Here is a 22,837-nt window from a genome sequence, read left to right as displayed (position 1 = left end):
GGTAACTGCGCGATGACCATGCAAGTCAGCAAGACGATTGGCACGACCAACAAGGTCGCGCTGGATGCGCCGATCTTCGATCCTGTCGCATTCCGCTTGAGCGACGAGCAAGCCGGCATCGTCACGCGCGCCCGCGAGATCGGCCAGAGCGTGTTCGCTACGCGCGCCGCGGCCTACGATCGCGAGGCGACCTTCCCGACTGAGAATTATCGCGACCTGCATCGCGTCGGCCTGCTCGGTATTGCCGTTCCCAAGAAGCATGGCGGCCTCGGCGCGAACTACCAGACCTATGCCTTGGCAGCCGCCGAGATCGGCCGCTATTGCGGTGCGACCGCGCTAACCTGGAACATGCATGTCTGCTCGACGCTGTGGTCGGGTCCCCTCGCCGACGATCTGGACATGGATCCAGAGACGCGCACGGAACACGAGCGACGCCGCGCGGTCCACTATAAGCGCATCGTCGAGCAGGGCGCGATCTATTCGCAGCCCTTCTCCGAAGGCGGCGCGGCGGCTGCGGGCGGTGTCGCATTCGGCACGGAAGCGCGGCCGGTCGAAGGCGGCTGGATCGTCAACGGCAAGAAGATCTTTGCGTCGCTCTCCGGTCATGCCGATTATTACGGTGTGCTCTGCACCGAGGTCGAGGAAGGCGAGAAGGCCTCGCGCCGCAACACGCTCTATCTGGCCATCCCGGCAAAGTCGCAGGGTGTCTCGGTCGTCGGGGACTGGGATCCGCTCGGCATGCGCGGCACGGTCTCGCGGACGCTGCTGTTCAAGGATGTGTTCGTGCCCGAAGACTCTGCGCTGATGCCGCGCGGCGTGTATTTCCAGGCGGCGATGCGCTGGCCGCACATGTTCCTGACGCTGTCGCCGACCTATATGGGCCTGGCACAAGCCGCCTACGACTTCACCGTACGTTACTTGCGCGGCGAGGTTCCGGGCATGCCGCCGGTCAAGCGCCGGATGTACCCGACCAAGCAGATCGCAGTCGCGCAGATGCAGATCAAGCTGGAGCAGATCAAGGCAATCTGGTTTCAGGCTGTGACCGAAGCCCGCGCCAATCCGAGCAAGGAGCAGGTGCTGCGCGCCTACGCCGCGCAATATTCGGTGATGGAGGGCGCCAATGAGCTCGCCGCGCTCGCGATCCGCACCTGCGGCGGTCAGGCCATGCTCAAGTCACTGCCGCTGGAACGGATCTATCGCGACAGCCGCTGCGGCTCGCTGATGCTGCCCTGGACCGCCGAGCTCTGCCTCGACCGGATCGGGCGCGAAGCGCTGTACGAGGCCGGCGAAACGGACGACTGACCGTGGACCTCTGTAGTCTGATCGACCGCAACGCGGCGTTCGCGCCAGACAAGACAGCCATTGCCTTCGAAGGCGAACGGCTGACCTACGCGGCATTCGCCGCGCGCATCGAACGGACGGCGACGGCCTTGAAGCAGGAGCTCGGCGTCGGCCGCGGCGACCGCGTCGCGATTCTAAGCCTGAACCGACCGGATTATCTGGTTCTGCTCTACGCGTGCGCGCGGCTCGGCGCGATGCTGGTGCCGCTGAACTGGCGGCTGGCCGTCGCCGAGCAGCTGTTCATTCTCAGTGATGCCGGCGCCAAGGTCCTGGTGCTCGAGCAGGCATTTTCCGGAGTGCTCGCCGAGCTTGGGCAGTCCGCGCCGGGGACATCCGTCGTCGGCCTCGACTTCACGCCACCTCGCGGCACGACATTCGAAGGTCTGCTGGCTCGCAGCCAGGGCAGCGGCTGCAACCCGCACACCGACCTCTCCTGCCCGCTGCTCATCGTCTACACGTCAGGAACGACGGGACGGCCAAAGGGTGCGGTGCTGCGCCAGGAGGCGCTGTTCTGGAACGGCGTCATGAGTCAGCACATGCACAGCATGACGTCGGACGACCACGTGCTGACCGTGCTGCCGTTCTTCCACGTCGGCGGCCTCAACATCCAGACCACGCCGGCGCTGCAGCTGGGCGCGACCGTCACGGTCCATGCGCGCTTCACGCCGGATGGCGCGCTTGCGGCCATCGAACGGGAACGACCGACGCTCACGGTGATGGTGCCTGCGATCCTCCAGGCCGTGAGCGAGCATCCCGCCTGGGCGACCGCTGATCTTTCGTCACTCAAGGCCGTCACCACCGGCTCGACCATCGTGCCTCCGCACCTGATCGAGCGTTTCGTCGCGCGCGATGTCCCCGTGCTTCAGGTCTATGGCTCGACGGAAACCTGTCCTATCGCCGTCTACACGCGGCTTGGCGGTGACCTTTCGCGCGCGGGATCGACCGGCCTTGCCGGCTTATGCTGTGAGGCGAAGGTGATCGACCAGGCCGGAAACGAACTGCCCGCGGGCACGCCGGGCGAGATCGCGGTGCGCGGCCCAAACGTGTTCTTCGAATATTGGGGCAACGAGGCCGCAACGCGCGATGCGCTGCACGACGGCTGGTATCGCACCGGCGATGTCGGCCTGTGCGATGCCGACGGCTATTTCTGGGTCCGCGACCGCAAGAAAAACATGATCATATCGGGCGGGGAAAACGTCTACCCGGCCGAGGTCGAGCGCGTCTTGCTCGAACATCCTGATGTCAGCGAATGCGCGGTGATCGGCCGGCCGGACCCGCGCTGGGATGAGGTACCGATCGCCTATGTCATTGCGAGATCCGGCTGCCGGCTCGAAGCGGACGAATTGAGGGTGCATGTTCAGGCGCAACTCGCGCGCTACAAGGTTCCGCGCGAGATCGTCTTCGTCACCGATCTGCCGCGAACGGCGCTGGGCAAGGTCCAGCACTTCCTGCTGAAGCAGCTTGATGCGCAGTCCCGCGCGCAAGGAGAAGTATCTTGAAGATCGCAGTTCTGGGTGGGGGAAACGGCTCTTTCGCGGCCGCGGGCGATTTTGCGCTGTCGGGGCATGAGGTGCGGCTCTGGCGCCGCGATGCCGATCAGGTCGCGGCGCATCGCGCCGCCGGCTCGCGCATCCTGGTCAAGGATCACAACGGCCGCCACGACGTGAAGCTCGCGCTGGTCACGACGGACATCGCCGACGCCGTCGATGGCACGGAGATGATCCTGTGCCCGGCTCCTGCCTTCGCGCAAGCAGATATCGCTCGCCTGCTCGCCCCGCATCTGCGGGAGGGTCAGGTGATCTTTCTGCCGCCCGCAACATTCGGCTCGATGATCTTCGCCCAGGCAGCGCGAGATGCCGGCAACCACGCGAAGGCAAGCTTTGCCGAAACGGGCACGCTTCCGTGGCTGACCCGCAAGCACGGACCGTTCGAGGTCGCGATCACCATTCGCGCCAAACGGCTGCCGGTCGGCGTGTTCCCGCTTGACCAGGCGCCCCACGCGCTCGCAGTGATCGGACGCGCTTTCCCAGACGCGATCGAGGCGTGCGGGGATGCGCTGTCGGGCGCACTGATGAACGCAGGCCCGATCATCCATCCGCCGTTGATCGTGATGAACGCCGGCCCAATCGAACATTTCGAGCGCTGGGACATTCACAAGGAAGGCACGCAAGCCGCGATCCGCAAGGTCACTGACGCGCTTGACGCAGAACGCATCGCGGTGCGCGAGGCACTCGGCTATGGCGCGCCGCATTTCCCGCTCGCTCATCACTACGCGAAAGAAGGCGAGATCTGGATGTATGGGCGCGGTTCGCACGACCGACTGACCGATTCCGGCGACTGGCGAGAGCGGATCGTGCTGACCGAGCATCGCTACATGCGTGAGGATCTGCGGCTCGGGCTGTCGCTGCTGGTTTCCGTCGCCGGCCTGGCTGGCGTAGCCACGCCGCTCGCCAAAGCGTTCCTGTCGATCGGCGGCGCGGTCTGCGGCGAAGATTTTGCGCAAGGCGGACGGACGCTCGAGACGCTGGGGCTCGGCAATCTCAGCAAGGCTGAATTGCAGACGCTGCTTCGCAATGGATTCTGATCGATGAATAGTCGCGCCAACATCGCCTGTCTCGGAGCTGGCCGCATGGGCCGCGGCATCGCCGTCGCGTTCGCTTTTGCGGGGCACAGGGTCACGATGATCGACGTCAAGGCGCGCTCGGCCGATGAATTCGCCAAGCTGGAGACGGATGCGCTCGGCGAAGTCGGTAAGACTTTCGCCAGCTTGTCGAAGCTGGGGCTACTGAGCGAAGCAGACGTCGATCCGCTCATCGCCCGGGTCTCGGTGGTCGCGGCCGGCCAAAGCGATGAAGCGCTATCCGAAGCCGGCATGGTCTTCGAGGGCGTTCCCGAGGTCGTCGAACTCAAGCGGGAGGTGCTCGGGGCGGCCTCAAAACAGGTCGGTCCGGAGACAGTCATTGCATCGACGACGTCGACCATTCTCGTCGATGATCTCTCCGGTGCGATCGTGAACCCGCGTCGCTTCCTCAACGTGCATTGGCTCAATCCGGCCTATCTGATCCCGCTCGTCGAGATATCTCCAGGCAAATCAACCGATTCTGCCATCATCGAGCAAGTCAAGACGCTCCTCGAAGGCATCGGTAAGGTACCCGTGGTCTGCGCGGCGACACCCGGCTTCATCGTTCCACGCATCCAGGCGCTGGCGATGAATGAGGCCGCACGCATGGTCGAGGAGGGCGTCGCCAGCGCGGAAGAGATCGACAAGGCTATCCGCTACGGCTTCGGCTTCCGTTACGCCGTGCTCGGGCTGCTCGAGTTCATCGACTGGGGCGGCGGCGACATCCTCTACTACGCGAGCAGGTATCTGGAAGGCGCGCTCGGAAGCGAGCGCTATCGGGCGCCCGACGTCATTTCACGCAACATGCATGAAGGCCGGATCGGCCTGCGCAGCGGCGCAGGCTTTCTCGACTATTCCGGGCTCGACGTCGACGCCTATCGCGCGCAGCGGCTCCAGGCCATGGTCGACCTGCTCCGGCACTTCGGACTGGCGCGCCCCCCGGTGCTCGACCGCAACTAGCCGAAGACGTCCTGGAGCACGCCCTCCCGGACCACCGCAACGCCATCGAGCTCGATCGTCGTGCCCATCATCGGCAGATCGAAATGGCCCGCCGTATAGCGGCCAGCGAATTCGTTGGCTCCGGTCGAGAACAGGAAATTGCCGGAGACGGCCCGAATCTCGGTGCCGTTGGTGTCGCGTTGATCGTACATCGACAGCGCCTCGTAGCGCGCACCCGGATTCATGCCGAAGCCAACATGTGACACCGCATAGGCTTCGCGATCGCCCCAGGCGGCGAGATAGGCACGCATCATAGCAGCGTCGGCGCCTTCACCTTCCAGCTCGACGACATAATCGTCCTTCAACGTCATCTTCACAGGCGACGTCAGGTAGCGCTTGAAGGTGAGATTGATGTCGCCGGGCGCCATCACGAGCGTGCCGTTGATGGTCCCGCTCTTGGGGAAGCTGACGACGATTCCACCCGGCCAATGCGCCAGCGTGCCGGGTTTGTCGGTCCAGCCCCACACACCGACCGTGGACGCGCCGACCATATCAACATCGAGCGCCGTGCCGGCCTTCGAGGTTACCCGCATCCGCTTGGTCCCGCGCAGCATCTTGGCCGCCGCGCGAACACGCTTCTCGAGTGCGGGATCCGGCACCATCCGCTCCAGCGCCTCGGGATGCTCGTTGGAGATCACCAGGATCCGCGCCCCCGCCTTCAGTATCTCGGGGGTCTCAACCGCATGCATCAGGCCCTCGATGGTGCAATCCACCACAAATCCAGCCTGCTGAAGCGCCGTGATAACTGGACCAAGCTTTTGGATCGCCTCGCTCGCCCCCGTCGAGCGGACCGGAACGACATGCCGGTTACGCGGTGTCGGCATCACCACATGAAACGGCCGCGCGCCCATGCGCAGCAGGGCCAGCTCCGCAAGATGCACGTTCAACGCGCGCGACTGGGTTTCCGAGAGGATCGCCGCGGTATCGCCGGCCTTGACGGCGCATCGCTCAAAGATCTCGCAAAATGCGTCAATCCATTTTGCTTCGATGCGATCAGCCAGCATGGTTCTCTCCCGGTCTTCTATTTGTTCGTTACGCTTCGGGAAAACCCCGAAGCAAATACGAGCGCACGGCCCCCAACAGGCCGTTCAGGATCAATCCCAGCAGTGAGATCGTGATCAGCGGCACGAACATATCGACGGCCTGGAAGGTTCGGGCCGCCGTCACCAGCGCGTGCCCCAATCCGTCCGTCGACGTGATCATCTCGGCCAGAAACACCACGATGCAGGAAATGACCAGGCCGATCCGACATCCGGTCAGGATCGACGGCATTGCGGCCGGCAGCACCACCTTGAAGAGGATTTCATAGCGCGGTGTTCCCGCCGCCATGGCCGACCAGATCAGCTTCTGCTCGACGGTCGATGCACCATAATAGGTCGAGAGCAGAATGGGAAAGAGCGCGTCCGCGGCCACCAATGTGACCTTCGATCCGTGGCCGAACCCGAGCAAGAGCAAGAGCGCCGGATAGAGCGCGACCTTGGGCAACGGCGCCAATACACGGACGATGGGACGGACCACGGCGTTGATCGCGGGGCTGGCGGCAGCCGCGATCCCGATGCTCACGCCAAGCACGACCGCAATCGCGAATCCGGCAAACAGGCGGATCAGCGTTGCCGCGATCTCCTGTTGAAACGTCAATGTCACGAGCTGCTGAAACAGCCGGCTGAAGACGAAGCCCGGCGGCGGCAGCAAAACCGCGGGCGCAAAGCCGAATGACACCAGGGCCTGCCACACCGCGATGACCAGCACGATCGGCGCGATCCCGAGTAAGATGTTCGGGGAGAGAAGGCGCGACATCATGAGAAGCTCAGCGGCATGTCGAACTGCGGCTCGGACCAGCGCACGAGCCTGGCACGAACCCTTTCGAAAATCGCATCGAGGCAAATTCCCATCGCCCCCACGATGATGATCATCGCAAAGACGGTGTCGTATTGGCCCATGTCGAGCGCATTGAACAGGATGTTGCCGGCGCCCGACTGACGGGCGATCATCTCACTGGTGATCATCGTGATCAGCGCCAGCACCAACCCCGTGCGGCATCCGGTCAGGATTTCCGGCAGCGCCGCGGGCAGCACGATCCGCACCAGGCGTTGTGCGGGGGAAAGTCCCATCGCGGCACCTGACCACAGCATTTTCTCCTCGACGGCCTTGGCCCCCTCGAAGCTGTGGTAGATTACGGGGAGGCTAACGCCCAGGAAGATCACCAGTGTCTTGGTGACGTCGCCGACGCCCAGCCAAAGCATGATAATCGGCATCAAGGCGGCCTTCGGCACCGGATAAATCACCATCAGCAGGGGGTTGAAGAAGGCCGCGACGGCCCGGCTGCGTCCCATCAACAGGCCCAGCGGAATCGAAAGCAGCACCGCCACGCCGAACCCGATCGCCATGCGGCGAAGCGAAGCGAGGATGTTGGTCAGGGATTCCTTGTCGCCGAGAATGTCCGGAATTGCCCGGACCGCCTCGACCGCCGTGGGAAAGCTGTCGTTCTTCAGCGCAAGCGAGGCGACCTGCCACACGGCCAGCAATCCGATGCAGGCCAGCACCGGAGCCGCCCGCCTGGTCAGGACAGCCGGCGCCATCATGTGGGCACCCCGGCTTGGTCGCTCTCATCGAACATACGCTCGATATCGACGACGTGCTTCTGGTACCGCGCATCGAGCAACAGCTCGTTGCGGCGGCGCGGCCGCGGCAGATCGATGTCGATGACCTGCCGGATGCGGCCGGGAGATTTCGACATCATGACGACCTTGTCCGAGAGGAAGACGGCCTCGTCGACTGAATGAGTGACGAACAGCACCGTTTTGCGGTCGCGCTCCCAGATGTTCAGAAGATCGTTCTGCAGGCGCGTCCGGGTATGAGCGTCGAGCGCACCGAACGGCTCGTCCATCAGCAGCACTTCAGGATGATAGGCGAGCGTGCGCGCCAGCGCCACGCGTTGCTTCATGCCACCGGACAATTCCTTGGGGTAGAAATTCTCAAAGCCCTTGAGGCCGACCATCTCGATCAAGGCCCGGCTTTGCGCTTCGGCCTCGGCGGTGCGTACACCTTGCTGGCGTGGGCCATACATCACGTTGCCGAGCACGGTCTTCCAGGGAAACAGGGCAAACTCCTGGAACACCGGTCCGCGATCCGGACCGGGACCCGTGATCGCCTGCCCTTTCATCTTCGCCGCACCGCTGGTCGGACTGACGAAGCCGCCGACAATGTAGAGCAGTGTCGACTTGCCGCAGCCGGACGGACCTAGGATAGAGACGAAGGCGCCCTCCTCGATCGTCAGCGAGATGTCCGAAAGCGCCAAATGATCTTTGCGCGCCGAGGTCTGAAAGACCTGCGAAACGCGGTCGATCTCGATGATTGCAGAAGCCGGCTTTTGCGACGTCACCGGTCTCACCCATTCGCTCGATCTAGCAGGCACTACCGTCATCCCGTCTTCCGTCTCACTCGCACGAACATTCAGCTGCACGAGCTTAGCAAGAAGCCTGCCAGACAGGCCGTCCTTTTCGCGCGCGTGCGGTGCGTCATTCGAACCACGGCCACTCTGCCGGGCCTTCATGCGTGACGGCGCCGCCCGGCGCCTGCCCAACCAGTCGCGCATATTTTGCGAGCGCACCTGCACGGTGGCGTGGCGGGCGCGGCCTCCAATCGCGGCGCCGCGCGGTGAGTTCCTGTTCGTCGAGCAGGACATCCATCCGCCGGTTTGCGGCATCAATCCGGATCCTGTCACCGTCGCGAACAAGCGCCAGCGGACCGCCAACAAATGCCTCGGGGGCCACGTAGCCGATGCACATGCCGCGGGTCGCGCCGGAGAAGCGGCCATCGGTGATCAGAGCCACTTTTTCACCCATGCCCTGCCCGTAGATCAGTGCGGTGACGCCGAGCATTTCGCGCATGCCGGGACCACCGACCGGCCCTTCATTGCGGATCACGAGAACCTCGCCCGCTTTGTAGCTGCGGTCACGAACCGCTGCGACGCAAGCTTCTTCATCCTCGAAAACGCGCGCAACGCCTTCGAAGAACTGGCTCTTCAAACCGGCGACCTTGATCACCGCACCATCGGGGCAGAGGTTGCCCTTCAGAACTGCCACGCCACCGTCAGGCATCATTGGTGCGCGGGCCGCGTGCACAACCTCTCCATCGGGCGCATTGGCCCCACCATATTCTTCGGCAAGCGTGCGGCCGGTAACGGACAAGCAGCTGCCATCGATATGCCCGCTCTGGATCAGCTCACGGATCACAACTGCCGCGCCGCCGATGTCATAGACGTCCTTTGCCGTGTATTTGCCGCCGGGGCGCAAATTCCCGATCAGGGGCGTCCTGGCAAAGACCTCGCCGACGTCGTCGATGGTGAACGCGATGCCGGCTTCGTTCGCGATGGCAGGCAGGTGCAGCGCGGCGTTGGTCGAACCGCCCGTCGCCGCAACGATCGCCGCGCCGTTCTCCAGGGATTTTCGGGTCACGACGTCGCGCGGCAGCGGCCCGCCCCGCTCCACCATCGCCATGATCAGCCGCCCAGCGCGTCGCGAGATCTGCGCCCGCTCGGCATAGACACCGGGCACCATCGAGACGTTCGGAATGGTCAGCCCCATCGCCTCGGAGACCATTCCCATGGTGTTTGCGGTGAATTGGCCGGCGCACGCGCCGATGGTCGGCAAGCAGGCACGCTCGATCCGCTCGAGCGCGGCGCCGTCGATCTCACCGGTCATGAAGCTGCCGACAGCCTCATAGGAATCGAGCACCGTCAGCGTACGTCCATCCACGCGGCCCGGCAGCGAGCTGCCGCCATAGATGAAAATGGATGGCACGTTGCAGCGAACCATGCCCATCATCACGCCGGGAAGAGTCTTGTCGCATCCGCCGTATCCGATCAGCGCATCATAAGCCAGCCCATGAACGACGGCCTCGATGGAGTCGGCGATCAGCTCCCGCGAGAACAGGGAGAACTTCATCCCCTCGTGGTTCATGCTGATGCCATCGGAAACCGAGACGGTCGAGAACTCACGCGGTGTGCCGCCGGCCTCCTCGATTCCGGTTTTGGCCGCAGCCACCTGGAAGTCGTGGGTCATGTTGCAGGGCGTCTGCTCGCCCTTCATGCTGACGATGCCCACCATCGGCTTGGCAATCGCAGCGTCATCGAGCCCCATGGCACGCATGAATGCACGATGCGGGGCTCGGTCGAGCCCGTCTGTGGTGACGCGTGATCGCAACTTCTTCATATCTGCATCTTCTTCATGCAGCGTCCCGGATGATCCGGAACGCCACGATCTTACGCTCGCTCATTTCGCGCTTTTATTGCAGCGGAGCGACGATCGTCTGATGCTTGAACTGTGCGACATCCAACTTAGGCAGCATCCCTGTCTCTGCATAGATATCCAGCATCTTCTGGATCGCGGGGAAGTTTGGTGCTGCGCCTGGATCGCGACCGAAATCGTTTTCCTTGAGCAGATAGGTCTCGAGCACCGGAACGGGCGCCTTCAGCACTTCGGACACCACCTTCAAGGTTTCCTCGCGGTTGGCCAGCGCCTTCTTCATGCCGGACGTGATGTCGCGGACATAGGCTTTGACCAGCTCCGGATTCTTGTCGACGAAATCGGCACGGCAGGCTTCCAGGATGTGCACGATGTTCGGCATGGCCTGGGACAGCGAGAACAGCTTCCTTGTGCCGCCCTTCGCCTCCGCGCGCGCGGCAAACGGCTGGTTCATGTTGACTGCATCGACGCGGCCTTGGCGCAGCGCGTCCTCGGAGACGGCAAAGCCGACCTCCACCAGCTTGATGTCCTTGGCCGGATCGACGCCATTCTGCTTCAAGAGCAGGTTGAATGGCCCTTGCGTGCCGCCACCGATCACGGAAATGCCGACCGTCTTGCCCTTGAGATCGGCGATTGTCTTGATGGGCGAGTCATCCTTGACGGCCCAGTACACCGAGAAACCGCCGGGCTTCTCGAACACGTGCTGTGCCACGATATAGGCCTTGAGATTGCCGCCGACGACGCCATTGGAAAGCGACAGAGGCGCCTGCGTCGCGCAGTCCAGCGCGCCGGCCGCCAACGCCTGCGTCATCGGCGCGGTGCCCTGGAATTGGGTCCATTCGATGTTGTAGGCCTTACCAATATTGGGAAATTCGGTCGGCCTGCGCATCATCCAGTACTTGGATTCCTCGGCCGGGATGGTCCAGCCGACGCGGATCGTCTGCTGCCCCCATGACGGGCTTGCCCCCGCACTCACGGCTGCTGCCGCTCCCAAAGCCAGGATCCACTTCGAAACGGTTCGCATCGTGCCACTCCGCTGCTCCGGCGCCGACCGGCGCCCCAACCCGACCGCCTCAAATGTTTCATGGTTCAAACAATCAGGCAAGCCATGCGCGCCGGGCGGTTTTGCCGTCCCATGCGCAATGTATGGTAAAGCGGCGTCGCATTGCGACAGAAGGAGGCAACCTATGGCTGATGAGAGCAAGGCAAACCCGCAAGGCACCGAGAAGCTCGGCTATCTTGGCCTTGGACTGATGGGAACGCCGATGACCCGACGCCTACTCAAGGCCGGCTATCAGGTCGCGGTCTGGAACCGCTCGGAGGGCAAGGTGGCTCCGCTCGCCGAGGCCGGCGCCAAGCGCGCGGTCACGCCTCGTGATCTCCTGGTGAACTCGGATATCGTCTTCATGTGCGTGACGGATGCGGCGGCGGTCGAGGAGGTGATCTTCGGGCCCGAAGGTCTGGCAGCAGCACCCGGCTCAGGCAAGCTTGTCGTCGACTTCTCGTCGATACATCCCGACGCTGCTCGCAATCTTGCAACGCGACTGAAAGATGCGAACGGTGCGGGCTGGATCGATGCGCCGGTGTCCGGGGGCACGAAGGGCGCTGAGGAAGGCACGCTCGCCATCATGGCGGGCGGAGAAGCTGGCGACATCGGGAGGGTGCGGCCTTATGTGCTGGCCATGGCGCGCAGGTTCACTCACATGGGCCCGGTCGGCGCCGGCCAGACCACAAAGCTGTGTAACCAGGTGATCGTCGGATGCGCGATGGCCGTCCTCGCGGAGGCAACGCGCCTTGCCGCGAACGCCGGAATTGACGCCAACCGCTTGCCCGAAGCGCTTGCCGGCGGCTTTGCAGATTCCATTCCGCTCCAGCTGTTCGTGCCACGGATGGCGCAGGGCATTCACACCCCGCCGCTTGGTCACATCGCCACGATGCTCAAGGACCTCGATACGGTTGCCGATGTCGCACGGGCGACGTCGACACCGGTGCCGATGGCTTCGCTTGCCGGACAGCTCTTCAGGCTGGCGAAGGCCGCGCGAGGTGCGGAAGCCGACGCGCTGGAGATCTACAAGCTTTCAGCGGCAGAGCGCCACGCTGTCTAGGGCGGCCTGAAGCGCGTTACGGCGCCTTCTTGCGCTCATCGTCGGCCATGAATCGACCGAACGCCCCTCGCGCGAAGAGCAGCGGCTCCTTCGCATTGTAGGTGTAGGCCTCGACCGCGCCGAGAAAGATCACGTGGTCGCCGCCATAGTAGCGATTCACGGAGCGGCATTGAAAGTTGGCGACGCTCTCGGCGAGCACTGGCGCGTTGCCGAGGCCAGGTGTCCAGCCGACGCCGGTGAACTTGTCGTCCGACGATTTTGCGAATTTGTTCGCAAGCGCCTGTTGCGAAGCGCCAAGAACGTTGACGCTGAAATGGCTGGCGTTCTGGAAGATGGTCAGGCTCGAGGAATAGACGACGAGGCTCCACAGAACCAGCGGAGGATTCAGCGAGACCGAGGCGAACGAATTGCACGTCAGTCCGTAGGGCTTGCCGTCGGGCGCTGCCGCCGTGATGATCGTCACGCCTGTTGCATAGGTTCCGAGCGCGTTGCGAAAGTCGCGAGGATCGATTTGCGAGCTGTCGCTTGCGAACTCGTTGGCGGGATCGGGGGCGCGGGGCTGCTTCGGCAGATCATTCATCGGCCGACCTCACAGCGTGAGATTCTCGGACGGCAGGCCGAGCGCCACCCGCCCATAATTGGTCCCCGCCGCATCGAAGTTGAACGCGAGATGCGAGTTGATCGCGTGCGCATCGCGGAATTGCCGCTGCAACACGCCGCTCGTGAATAGACCACGCGCGCCGCTCGCGGCAAACAGCATCGAGACCGCGTCAGTGCACAGGTTCACTGAAAAAGATCCATCGCGCCGATATCTGGTCTTGGTCGCCATGTCAGGGATATGGCCGCACTGTGCCTCCTCCATGGCATTGACGCAGGCGGATCGCATGATCAGGCGTGCGGCATCGATCTTGGCCGAGGCCTCCGCGATCTTGATCTGCGTGCTTTGAAAATCGCTCAGCTTGGCGCGGTTGTAGGTCGAAATGCGATGACGCGCGACCTCCGTGTAATCGTCGAGACACGCCTGCGCATTCCCCAGCGCGACACCGGAGAGGACGTAAGGGAATAGCGAGAACACGGGGAGCGCAAACAGCGGATTCGGATTGACCTTGCTTCCGGGTGTCGGGCCACCTGAGAGGTCGCCGACGGCGACCGTCATATGGTCAGCCACGAAGGCGTCCCTGACCTCCACGTCGCAAGATCCCGTCCCGCGCAGTCCGGCGACGTTCCAGGTGTCCAGCACCTTGTAATCGCCTTTCGGCAGCAGAAAGATTCGGTACTCGATGCCGTCCGCCTCATCGTCGGAGTAGACCACGCTTGCCAGCATATTCCATTCGCAGGAGGCAACGCCCGAGGAGAACGGCCAGCTGCCATGCAGCTGGTATCCGCCCTCGATCCGCGTGGCGCGTCCGGCGGGAAAAATGAACGAGGATGCGATCAGCGCGTCCGGGTTGCGGCCCCAGACCAGATCCTGCGCCCTAGGCTCGAACATGCCGAGCATCCAGTGATGGCTCGCCAGATTGGCGAGATTCCAGGCTACCGACGCATCCGCCTGCCCGAGAAGTTCAGCGCAATCGACAAGGGCGACATAGTCGAGCTCGGCGCCGCCCGATCCGGGCCGGTTGGAGCATCCGGAACAGGCCGGCGTCATGGAGATCCATCTCGGTTTCCGACGGGAGATGCCGTAGCTCCTCCGTCCGCGCCGCCCGCTCACGTAGTCGCGGAACGAGGCTCCGGGCCTTCGCGATCATTGCCGCATAGGCGCCTTCGCCGGCTTCCGACCCGGTGGACCGTCCCATGCTCGGCTTTCGATCCGGCGCCATTCGTGTCCCTCAATTTCACATATTTATGCGGCCGCCCCTTCGCCAAATCAAGCCAATGCAACCGGCATTGCGAAGCATCGACCCGCACGTTGCGCAATGCCCGGTGCCATGCGACCGTCCTTAGGCTCACATCTGCGTCGAGGGTTTGCCGGGGCCAAAAGCACCTTTCTGGGTAAGCTCTGTGATTCGACGTTCGTCGTAACCGAGGATACTGCGTAAGGCGTCCGCGGTATGCTCGCCCAACAGGGGTGCCGCAACGGGATCGATCGCGCCTGTCAGGCTCATTGTGATCGGCGGCTCGATGTTGGGCACCCACTCCGCTGTCGGGTGCGGAATCCGGTTCAGGCGATGGCGCTCGCGAGCCTCGGGCGCATTGAAGCCCTCCTCGACCGTCCGGAGATAGCCAACCGGGATATTGGCCAGCTTCATCTTCGCCATCCAGTTCTCCAGAGTATCGCTTGCAAAGACCTCCGCAATGGCTGCCCGCAAGAGCTCCTTGTTCTCCGAACGGGCTTTGCGCGTGGCAAACTGCGAATCGGTGATGAGATCAGGCCGATTCAGCACCTCGACCACGAGCCGGCGGTAGAGCCGGTCGTTGGCGCATGCCATGTAGAGCGGCCCGTCAGAGGCTTCGTAGACGCCGACGGTGGGAGACCCGCTGGGCGAATTGCCGAACCGGCCGGGGTTTTCGCCGTTGATGAGATAGGCCATACCATAGAAGCCGGTCATTCCCATCGCGACGTCAAACAGAGCGACCTCGACACGTTGCCCGCGGCCGAGCCGCTCCCGCGCCAGCAGCGCCAGCAGGATGGCATTACAGGCAGACATCCCTGTCGCCATGTCCACGATGGGGGGGCCGGTCCGAACCGCCGGGCCGTCGGCAAATCCGTTGAGCGACATGAAGCCGCTTTCCGCCTGCGTGATGGGATCGAAGCCCGGCCGCGAGGCAAACGGTCCGGTACGTCCGTAGGCCGAGATCGAGCAATAGACCAGCCGCGGGTTGAGCGGCGCGACCGACTCATAGTCGAGCCCGAACTTCTTCATGACCCCGCTCGAAAAATTCTCCACGACCACATCTGCCTTGCGGATCAGATCCAGTGCGATTTCTCGAGCCTCCGGCACGGCAAGATCGAGCGCAATGCCGCGCTTGTTGCGGTTCAGACTGAGATAGGCGGCGCTTTCGCCGCCAATCTCGGCGTGCTCATAGGCACGCGTGTCGTCGCCACCGTCGGGATTCTCGATCTTGATGACGTGCGCGCCATAATCGGCGAGCGTCTGGGTGCAGGCCGGGCCGGCGACCACGCGCGTGAAATCGACCACCAGCAGACCATCGAGCGCACTCGGCCCTCCCGTCCCTCGCGACGAACGTACCGGCAATTGAGGCTTGGTGGGCATCGATAGCGCTCTCCCTTACATCGGCTTATGGCCGCCGAATTCCTTGCAGAAGCAAACTTAAAGCCCGACGCGGCCAAGTTCGCAAGAGCCTCACCCGCATCGCCTGAAAACGCGAAAAGGGCCCGGCAGCCATCAGGCTGCCGGGCCCTTCGATATTCTGGGCGTGCAGCTCGCGCTACGTCTCGCGCCGGCTATTCTACGTTCCCCACGTTCCGCATCACGGGAAACCCTGTTCCTTCCCTCAGCAGAGCCACTTTCGCCAATAAAGCGTATGCGACCAAGCCCACGGCAATTCGGGTTCATAGAGCCGATAGCCCGCCTGGATGAAGTTGTTGGCAGATATCGGATTGTCCGTCGTATCGGAAACGATGCTCTCCCATCCGACCCGCCGTCCCCACGCCTCGACTGCGCGCATCAGCCTGCGCTGAAGGCCGCGCCCCCAATGCCGCTGCAAGACCCCGACCCTCGAGAAATAGCCGCCATTTCGAACGTGCGTCGACGGCACAACGCCAGCAAAGGCAACCGCGTCTTCGCGATGATAGGCCAGCCACCAAGCGCCAAGACCGAACTCGGGCATAGCCGCGGCATCGAAGAACGTGAGTTGATGCAGATCGGCTAAGGTGTCGGCAATGTCATCATCGGACGCATCGACGATACGAATTCTGTACATGAGGTGGCTCGTTGCGGCAGAAGAGACCTGGATCGGGCGCGCGGCGACGTCACCACCGCCGTGAAGGCTCACTTGCCCAGCACGACCTTAACACCGAGCCAGACCGCTCCCATGAGACCGGTGGCAATCACTGTGATCACCGCCTTAAAGGTGTAGCTCTGCGCCTGCTCCACGCTCTTTCGCCACCTCCGCAAGTGCTGAAAATCGGCTCTCATTTCGCTGCCGACCCATTGCACGACCCAGATCGTGAAGGCATCCGCCGCGGCGCCCGCGCCGCCGATGTCGATGAAGGCACGCAGCGGCAGCAGTGGATCCGCCGCCACCTTTCCAATCCGCCCCTGAGCGCGCGCTTGCGACAGCAGCGAGGCGAAGTACGCGCCCTCGAAGGCGCGGGCATAATCGCCCTCCCAGATGTGGTCGTAGCGCTCCGGATAGAGCTTCTGATCCAGCAACCGTTCCTCCGCCAGAACCTCCGGAAACCATGGATTGTCGCGCCAATTGGCTTTCACCACCACCGCCCCGTCAGGCTGGCGCCCGCGCAAAAAATCGTCGATCGCATCGCTCTTGCGACGCGGATTCCAGCTCGCCCAGAGTTCGGAGTTCTTGGTGCGGATCGTCGGCCGCAGCAGCGCGAGGCTGCGTCCGCTCAACGATTGCGCCTCGTCGATCCAGGCGATGCGAAAACCTTCCAGTGACTTGATCGAGTCGGCCGTGTGATCCTGAAGTCCGCGGAAGATGATGAGCCCGTCCCCGGGCGTCTCGATCTTGTCGCTGAACAACTTGAAGCCGTGGCCGAGCCCGAGGCTTGCGATCTTGCCTTCGATCAAGCGCTTCGACGATTGCGCCAGCGTCCGCTGCGCCTCGCGGATGCAGACCGCGAGCGTGCCGCGCTCGGCTTGGCAGGTCTCGACGAGAAGCTCGCCGAAGAAATGCGATTTTCCCGAGCCGCGTCCGCCGTAAACGCCCTTGTAGCGCGCGGGCTTCAGCAGCGGCTCGAAGATCTTGGCCGTCGGAATTTTCAGGATGGACACGAGATGCCCTCGTTTGCAAAGGCATCAAACAAAAACCCGCGCCGGATTGCGTCCGCGCGGGCAACACCAACTTCTGTCGATGATGCCATTCTGCCAGTGTTTTGCCCGACGGGTCAACGGTGACCGCGGCGATATTGCAGATCGAGATCTCCGCTGTCTCAAGCGTCATGAACAGCGTCACCGCTGTTCGAGCTCCGCGGATGCACGATGATGCGTTCGATCCGGTGAATCAATTCCAGCACTCCGTCTTCACTGTTCTCCACCGGCTGTGCGGCCTTGCCCCAGCCGCGATCGAGGATGGCATTGGCCGCCGAGACACGCGCCGCCGGCGTTGCATCCTCGCTGCGCATGATGCCGACGAGCACCCTGATCGCCGTCCTGCTGTGGCTGCGCGCAAGCGAGCGGATCTCGGTCGGCGTGCGCGCCCGCGACGTCTTGCCTCGCGTGGGCAAGCTGGCTGCTGCACGCTCGGGCTCACATTCGATGATGTCCTCGCTCACGAGAACGTCTCCCACAGCACGATTGCAACGAGGCCCGCGACGGCCAGCGATATCAGATAGGCGGTCATCTTCTCTCCTTCTGAAGAAAATGCGCGGCAGATCGTGCGAGGGGGCGCGATCGTTTCGGGCGCGAACCCTATCTCCGGTCCCGGAGACCGCAGCGGCGAGGGCAACGGGCCCTGCGCCGCGGGCCGGCACGTTCGCGCGTGCACGGCCAGCAATGGTTCGGACGACGGCGCGCCGATCGGCGCTCCCTGAACGCGTATCAAGCGAGTGCGTGGCCGTAATGCGCCGCCGCCGTCCGATTCCGAAGTCGAGAACGAAAAAACCCGCGGCGGATGTCTCCGCGCGGGTGAACCAAACTCGTCTCGATGATGTCATTATGCCGGTGTTTTGCCCGACGTGTCAAACCTCGTGTCGTGCGCGATTGTCGTCGCACCGAGCGGACATGTAAAAGCCCGCCGCAGATCGCTCCGCGCGGGCTAATCATATTCGTTTCGATGATGCCATACTGCCGGTGTTTTGCCCGACGTGTCAATCGACGCGCGAAAGGACAGCCCCTCCTCCCAGCTCGATATGTGGTGCGCAAGGGGCTTGCTTCAAGCCCCCTGGGATCGCGTAGAAGCCTCGACCCGAACAACGAGTCGAGGGGATCACGACATGCCTGCATTGCTTCCGACGTCCCGGTCGCGCGGCCGAACGCGTGCAGAACGCGCAGCAAGCACCGGCCATGAGGTCATCATCGCCGGCGGCGGCCCGGCCGGCCTGATGCTGGCCGCGGAGCTCGCGCTCGCGCATATCGACGTCGCAGTCATCGAACGGCGTCCCGATCAGGCGATCGTCGAGACGCGCGCCGGCGGATTGCACGCGCGCAGCATCGAGATCCTCGATCAGCGCGGCGTCGCCGATCGCTTCCTGCGCGAGGGCCAGATCACTCAGCTCGCCGGCTTCGCCTGGACGAAGCTCGACATTGGCGATCTCCCCACCCGCTATCCTTACGGGCTCGCGCTGCGGCAGAGCCACATCGAGCGCATCCTGGCCGACTGGGTCGCGGAGCTCGCAGTGCCGATCTATCGGAACCTCGAGGTAACGGGCTTCGCGCAGGACCAGACCGGCGTCGACATTACGCTGTCCGACGGCGAGCGCCTGCGCGCAGACTATCTCGTCGGCTGCGACGGTGGCCGCAGCGTGGTGCGCAAGGCCGCCGGCATCGAATTTGCCGGCTCCTCACCGACGCTCAGCAACCTCATGGCCGAGGTCGAGATGCGCGAGGCGCCGGAATTCGGCCTGCGTCACGACGCGCTCGGCTTTCACGGAATCAGCAAGACCGAGAGCGGACGCGTGCTGGTCGTCGTGACGGAAGCGACGCTCGCGCGCAGCGGCGAGCCGAGCTTGCACGATCTCAGCGACGCCCTCCTCGCCGTGTACGGCACCGACTTCGGCGCGCACAGTCCCGCCTGGATCTCCCGTTTCACCGACGCGGCGCGGCAGGCCACCTCCTATCGCAAGGGCCGCGTGCTGCTCGCCGGCGATGCCGCGCACATCCATCACTCCGTGGGCGGGCAAGGCCTCAACACCGGCCTGCAGGATGTGGTCAATCTCGGCTGGAAGCTTGCGCAGGTCGTGAACTGCATTTCGCCCGAGAGCCTGCTCGACACCTATCACGCCGAGCGCCATCCCGTCGCCGCGCGCGTGTTGAAAAACACCATGGCGCAGATCGCCCTGCTCCGCCGCGGCGACGACGGCCTCAAGGCCGCGCGCGATGTCATGGCCGAACTGCTCGCCATGGACGAGCCGCGACAGCGTTTTGGCGCGATGATGAGTGGGCTTGATATCCGCTATGATCTCGGCGAAGGCCACGCGCTGCTTGGGCGGCGCATGCCCGATCTCGACTTGACGGTCGACGGACAGAAGCTGAGGCTGTTCACGCTTCTGCACGGCGCGCGCGGCGCGCTGCTCAATTTTGGCAAGCGAGGCGGCATCGACATCGCGCCCTGGGCGGATCGCTTGGAGATCGTCGATGCCGATTACGACAGCGCCTGGCAGCTTCCGGCCATCGGAGAGGTCGCCGCGCCGAGCGCGGTGCTGGTGCGGCCCGATGGCCATGTGGCCTGGGTGGGAGACGAGAGCCAGCGCGGACTTGCGGAGGCGTTGACGAGGTGGTTTGGGCCGGGTGGCGCGTAGAGCACGAACGTCTCATGCGCCGCCAAAACAAACAAGCCCGCGGCAGACCCGCGGGCTTGTTTCCGGAATTCTTCGATGATTGCCATTCTGCCAGTGTTTTGCCCGACGTGTCAGATGACGCCGCTCGCTCCGCCACAAAGGTCATTCGGGCCGAAGCAAGGGCCGTATCCAGCGCGAGAACCATTCCTCACTGTCACTGTGTGGATTGACGAGGCCGTCGACTCCGAAGATCGGTGGAGGAATGAGATAGCTCGGCTCGTCTGCAAACACGCCGATCGGCTTGCTCGGTTGCGGCTGCTGGCCGCGAGCGGCCAGGACGGTCCAAGTACCAAACCGCTCGTCGAATTCGGTAGATGGTAGATACGGGACTGGCGCACTTCCCGATGTGAACACGTTGCCCGCGTTCGTCTCATTCACACGGGCGAGACGCCGGACATCTTCGGGTGCGAATGATCCTGCGGCAGATGTGGGCGCGACTGGGAGATCTTTGGCGGGCATGGTGTCAGCTCGCGTGGTGACCCAATCCCCGAAGCGATCTGCAAAAGTGCTAGCGGGCGCTTCTGGATCAAACGAGGAAGCTCCGTCCAGCTGCGGCCTGAGGGTCGATGATCGCAATACGCCCCTGGTGCCGGCCGCGTTGTCAACGCTGAGTCCATTGTTCAATGTGTTGTGCGGAGGCGCTCCTGTCGAGAACACTCCTCCGCCAGGAGTAGCAGCTTCCATCGTCGCGCCGGAACTACTTTCCTGCGCGTTAGCAGCGCGCGTAAAAGCCAAGATGCCTCCAACGCCGAGCAGCCAGGGGAGGATAGAGGGAGCCGCCAGGCCGACGGCGACTCCTCCGGCCAACCAAGGAAGAACATCGCGCTCCGGAGATGTGCCTCCGGCCAACGGGTTCTCGTAGTATGGATTCATGGTTCCGGTGATCGGATCGGATTTTAGCACCAGCGGGTCTGTTGGTGCCGCCGTGGTCGGAGGCAACTGACCGAGCCGCTGTTCATTGGGACTTGGGGTAGCGAAAGGTGGCAGCGCACCTGTAAACCGGGGATCGCTTCGCGTGAACCCTTCATTGTCATTCAGACCGGCAAGGGAAGGTGAGCTGTAGCCCGGCAAGGGCGGAAAGTCGCTCGGGTTGACGGGAGTCGAGCCGGGTATACGAAGGATGCCCGACGAGGGATCGGAGGCTTCAAACTTGGACCAATCCGTGCCGGCCAGATTGCTATTGCCGGAAGTTAGATTAACGCCAGGATTGCTGGCAATCACCTCATCCAGGATTTTCCGCCTCTCGGGGTTATCCAGGTACAATAACCATTTGATCAGATGGTCCAGACCTGCATTCGCTCCTCTTTGCTCGATGTCTCTGATGATCCTGAGTTGATCCGGGTACTGAGCAAGGTAGGCTTTGGGGTCGTCGAAAATCTTTGCATGTAAGCGCTCAACCTCCTCTCGCGTCTTGTCGATCGGCCAATTTGCATAGAGATGACCGTTGAGGAAGCCGACGCGCATTGCATCGATGAGAGTCCTGATCTCCGCAGCTCGCTCGCTTGGACTTTCGGTCTCCTTGATCCGATCCAGTTTCGTTTTGACGGTGCCGGCGTACGAATCAATATGATTACTGGGATGAGGCGATACGCCCAGTCTCGCGGCGATTTTCGGATCTGCTGGCAAATAGATGCGGTTTGCTGGAGAGTCGATATCGAAGATTTCTTTGTCTATACCGAGAAACGCGTCGTGGTCTCTAAAGCGCTTGAGAATAATGTGGTGATCAAACAAAATTGACATGCATCCTCACAAATGAGGCTCATTGAAGTGTGGGCTGATTGGAGTAGGTGGATGAGGCGCGCGAGCACGGGCGCAGCGGCGGGTGCCGCGCGCCTGTCAAACGAGCTGCAATGCTTCTGAAATGCTAGGGCGCGCCAGCGATGCGCTCGATCAGATCATCCGGGCTGGATGCGGGGCACGAAGTGACAATTGTTCGCCAGCCCGAAAGGGGACGCCTCGTGTCATTCTGTTGCGATCGTCCGAAGAAGTGCTGGCGTGCCAGCCGCTGTCTAGCCGCGCTACTGCTAGCGCCAGTGAACAGAAATTCCTCCGTCTCGACTTATCGTTGCCGAAGCGGAGCGGCTGTGACTCCGGCAGACCTTGGGATGCGGAGTCGTATGCGCGCGCCCCCATTCTTGTGAAGGGCCGAAGCAGACTCAGCGTTTCAAGACGTCTCGAAACTTAATTCTCTTGAGGCCCGCAGACTTGCAGGCGTCTTTGAACTCTTGATCGCATATGTAAGTCGAATCCTGGAATGCCATACGGAAAATATGAGCATTGCCGATAGCTGTCTCTCTAAAGACCAGTTTGCCTCCGAAGTACAAGAACTCGTAATATTTCCGGCCATGGTCGAGAAAGCGGATATCGTCCCGGATTCCGATCTTCAGGCGCGATTGCGATTCGTCCAGCGCGTCGAGGACGCGGACGACATCGCACAGCCAAACCTTCGGTCCATCGTAGCGACCGCGCGGCATTCGCACCTCGCATGGCACAAATACAAAGGCCTCCGGGTCAAGCCTCTCGAAGAGGGCCTTTGTCCGCTCCGAAACGAGCCACCAGCGAAAACAGAGCTCGATGTCGCATGGCGGTCGGCCGACCGATTTATCGAACACGAAACGTACCTGCGGGGTAGAAGCCGGCAGACGACGGACTCCGTAGGGAGGAAGGACACTCTCGTCTTCAACCCAAAAACCCGGCCCGCCTCCCAGCGCGAAATTAGGACCTATTTCGTAGAAGCGGCGCTTTCGTACTCTGGGTCGCTTCGCAACTGGAATCGCGTTCTGGTCAGTCATAGCTGAGCCTCGTTGAACGTCGCGCCTGCAACGGCACCCGGCCGAGGCCACGATGAACCACCCAAAAATAAAGCCCGCAGCGTTCCGCGGGCTTC

18 protein-coding genes and 2 pseudogenes are annotated in these 22,837 nt (G+C 63.0%); 6 read left to right on the top strand and 14 right to left on the bottom strand.

Annotated features, from left to right (window positions below; all coding sequences use genetic code 11):
- Nucleotides 1–12 precede the first annotated feature (12 nt).
- From ACVIIV_RS18540 to ACVIIV_RS18525, 4 genes are read left to right on the top strand one after another with little or no spacing between them, the layout of a single operon-like run.
- A complete protein-coding gene (locus ACVIIV_RS18540; RefSeq protein WP_456745437.1) occupies nucleotides 13–1,302 on the top strand; it encodes an acyl-CoA dehydrogenase family protein in 1,290 nt (429 codons plus the stop codon).
- 2 nt (nucleotides 1,303–1,304) lie between these two features.
- Complete coding sequence (locus tag ACVIIV_RS18535) at nucleotides 1,305–2,840, top strand: class I adenylate-forming enzyme family protein (protein WP_456745436.1); 1,536 nt, start codon at nucleotides 1,305–1,307, stop codon at nucleotides 2,838–2,840.
- Nucleotides 2,837–3,925: an NAD/NADP octopine/nopaline dehydrogenase family protein gene (locus tag ACVIIV_RS18530; protein ID WP_456745435.1), complete on the top strand. Its 1,089-nt coding sequence runs from the start codon at nucleotides 2,837–2,839 to the stop codon at nucleotides 3,923–3,925. Before ACVIIV_RS18535 ends, ACVIIV_RS18530 begins: the two co-directional genes overlap by 4 nt.
- A gap of 3 nt (nucleotides 3,926–3,928) precedes the next feature.
- Nucleotides 3,929–4,921: a 3-hydroxybutyryl-CoA dehydrogenase gene (locus tag ACVIIV_RS18525; RefSeq protein ID WP_456745434.1), complete on the top strand. Its 993-nt coding sequence runs from the start codon at nucleotides 3,929–3,931 to the stop codon at nucleotides 4,919–4,921.
- On the opposite strand, the gene ACVIIV_RS18520 is transcribed toward ACVIIV_RS18525, so the two are convergent.
- The 6 genes from ACVIIV_RS18520 to ACVIIV_RS18495 form a co-directional block, all read right to left on the bottom strand.
- On the bottom strand, nucleotides 4,918–5,964 hold the full coding sequence (locus ACVIIV_RS18520) for a peptidase M29 (protein WP_456745433.1): 1,047 nt from the start codon (nucleotides 5,962–5,964) through the stop codon (nucleotides 4,918–4,920). The two genes, ACVIIV_RS18525 and ACVIIV_RS18520, sit on opposite strands and share 4 nt — an antisense overlap.
- A gap of 28 nt (nucleotides 5,965–5,992) precedes the next feature.
- A complete protein-coding gene (locus tag ACVIIV_RS18515) occupies nucleotides 5,993–6,760 on the bottom strand; it encodes an ABC transporter permease (protein WP_456745432.1) in 768 nt (255 codons plus the stop codon).
- A complete protein-coding gene (locus tag ACVIIV_RS18510) occupies nucleotides 6,757–7,542 on the bottom strand; it encodes an ABC transporter permease (protein ID WP_456745431.1) in 786 nt (261 codons plus the stop codon). Before ACVIIV_RS18510 ends, ACVIIV_RS18515 begins: the two co-directional genes overlap by 4 nt.
- Nucleotides 7,539–8,384 (bottom strand): ABC transporter ATP-binding protein, encoded by an 846-nt coding sequence (locus ACVIIV_RS18505; RefSeq protein WP_456745430.1) that lies wholly within the window; start codon nucleotides 8,382–8,384, stop codon nucleotides 7,539–7,541. The genes ACVIIV_RS18510 and ACVIIV_RS18505 overlap by 4 nt, the downstream gene beginning before the upstream one ends.
- A 94-nt stretch (nucleotides 8,385–8,478) precedes the next feature.
- Nucleotides 8,479–10,173, bottom strand: a complete 1,695-nt coding sequence (gene ilvD, locus ACVIIV_RS18500; RefSeq protein ID WP_456745429.1) for a dihydroxy-acid dehydratase — start codon at nucleotides 10,171–10,173, stop codon at nucleotides 8,479–8,481.
- A gap of 73 nt (nucleotides 10,174–10,246) precedes the next feature.
- Nucleotides 10,247–11,230 carry an ABC transporter substrate-binding protein gene (locus ACVIIV_RS18495; protein WP_456745428.1) on the bottom strand — a complete coding sequence of 328 codons (984 nt, stop codon included), beginning with the start codon at nucleotides 11,228–11,230 and terminating at the stop codon, nucleotides 10,247–10,249.
- 163 nt (nucleotides 11,231–11,393) lie between these two features.
- On the opposite strand from ACVIIV_RS18495, the gene ACVIIV_RS18490 reads away from it, so the two are divergent.
- Nucleotides 11,394–12,311 (top strand): NAD(P)-dependent oxidoreductase, encoded by a 918-nt coding sequence (locus ACVIIV_RS18490; protein WP_456745427.1) that lies wholly within the window; start codon nucleotides 11,394–11,396, stop codon nucleotides 12,309–12,311.
- Between the two features lie 16 nt (nucleotides 12,312–12,327).
- Here the strand turns inward: ACVIIV_RS18490 and ACVIIV_RS18485 are convergent, their stop codons facing one another.
- From ACVIIV_RS18485 to ACVIIV_RS18460, 6 genes and pseudogenes are all read right to left on the bottom strand, one after another.
- Nucleotides 12,328–12,891, bottom strand: a complete 564-nt coding sequence (locus ACVIIV_RS18485) for a flavin reductase family protein (protein WP_212375233.1) — start codon at nucleotides 12,889–12,891, stop codon at nucleotides 12,328–12,330.
- A gap of 9 nt (nucleotides 12,892–12,900) precedes the next feature.
- A pseudogene (locus ACVIIV_RS18480) lies at nucleotides 12,901–14,131 on the bottom strand (acyl-CoA dehydrogenase family protein).
- A gap of 126 nt (nucleotides 14,132–14,257) precedes the next feature.
- Complete coding sequence (locus tag ACVIIV_RS18475; RefSeq protein WP_456745426.1) at nucleotides 14,258–15,526, bottom strand: CaiB/BaiF CoA transferase family protein; 1,269 nt, start codon at nucleotides 15,524–15,526, stop codon at nucleotides 14,258–14,260.
- 241 nt (nucleotides 15,527–15,767) lie between these two features.
- Nucleotides 15,768–16,196 (bottom strand): GNAT family N-acetyltransferase, encoded by a 429-nt coding sequence (locus tag ACVIIV_RS18470; protein ID WP_456748767.1) that lies wholly within the window; start codon nucleotides 16,194–16,196, stop codon nucleotides 15,768–15,770.
- 413 nt (nucleotides 16,197–16,609) lie between these two features.
- Nucleotides 16,610–17,227 (bottom strand): annotated as a pseudogene (locus ACVIIV_RS18465) (PBSX family phage terminase large subunit); the annotation flags it as partial.
- 158 nt (nucleotides 17,228–17,385) lie between these two features.
- Complete coding sequence (locus tag ACVIIV_RS18460) at nucleotides 17,386–17,727, bottom strand: hypothetical protein (RefSeq protein WP_456745425.1); 342 nt, start codon at nucleotides 17,725–17,727, stop codon at nucleotides 17,386–17,388.
- A gap of 660 nt (nucleotides 17,728–18,387) precedes the next feature.
- Here ACVIIV_RS18460 and ACVIIV_RS18455 point away from each other — a divergent pair.
- The gene (locus ACVIIV_RS18455; RefSeq protein ID WP_456745424.1) at nucleotides 18,388–19,911 is read left to right on the top strand and encodes an FAD-dependent monooxygenase; all 1,524 of its coding nucleotides are present in this window, start codon (nucleotides 18,388–18,390) and stop codon (nucleotides 19,909–19,911) included.
- 141 nt (nucleotides 19,912–20,052) lie between these two features.
- On the opposite strand, the gene ACVIIV_RS18450 is transcribed toward ACVIIV_RS18455, so the two are convergent.
- Together ACVIIV_RS18450 and ACVIIV_RS18445 are read right to left on the bottom strand one after the other, a co-directional pair.
- On the bottom strand, nucleotides 20,053–21,690 hold the full coding sequence (locus ACVIIV_RS18450; RefSeq protein WP_456745423.1) for an AHH domain-containing protein: 1,638 nt from the start codon (nucleotides 21,688–21,690) through the stop codon (nucleotides 20,053–20,055).
- A 416-nt stretch (nucleotides 21,691–22,106) separates the two neighbouring features.
- Entirely contained in the window at nucleotides 22,107–22,742 is a 636-nt protein-coding gene (locus ACVIIV_RS18445) for an imm11 family protein (protein ID WP_456745422.1), read from the bottom strand.
- Nucleotides 22,743–22,837: the final 95 nt, after the last annotated feature.

It is taken from the genome of Bradyrhizobium sp. USDA 4354 (assembly GCF_054060315.1).
This window is presented reverse-complemented; position numbering and strand designations above follow the sequence as displayed.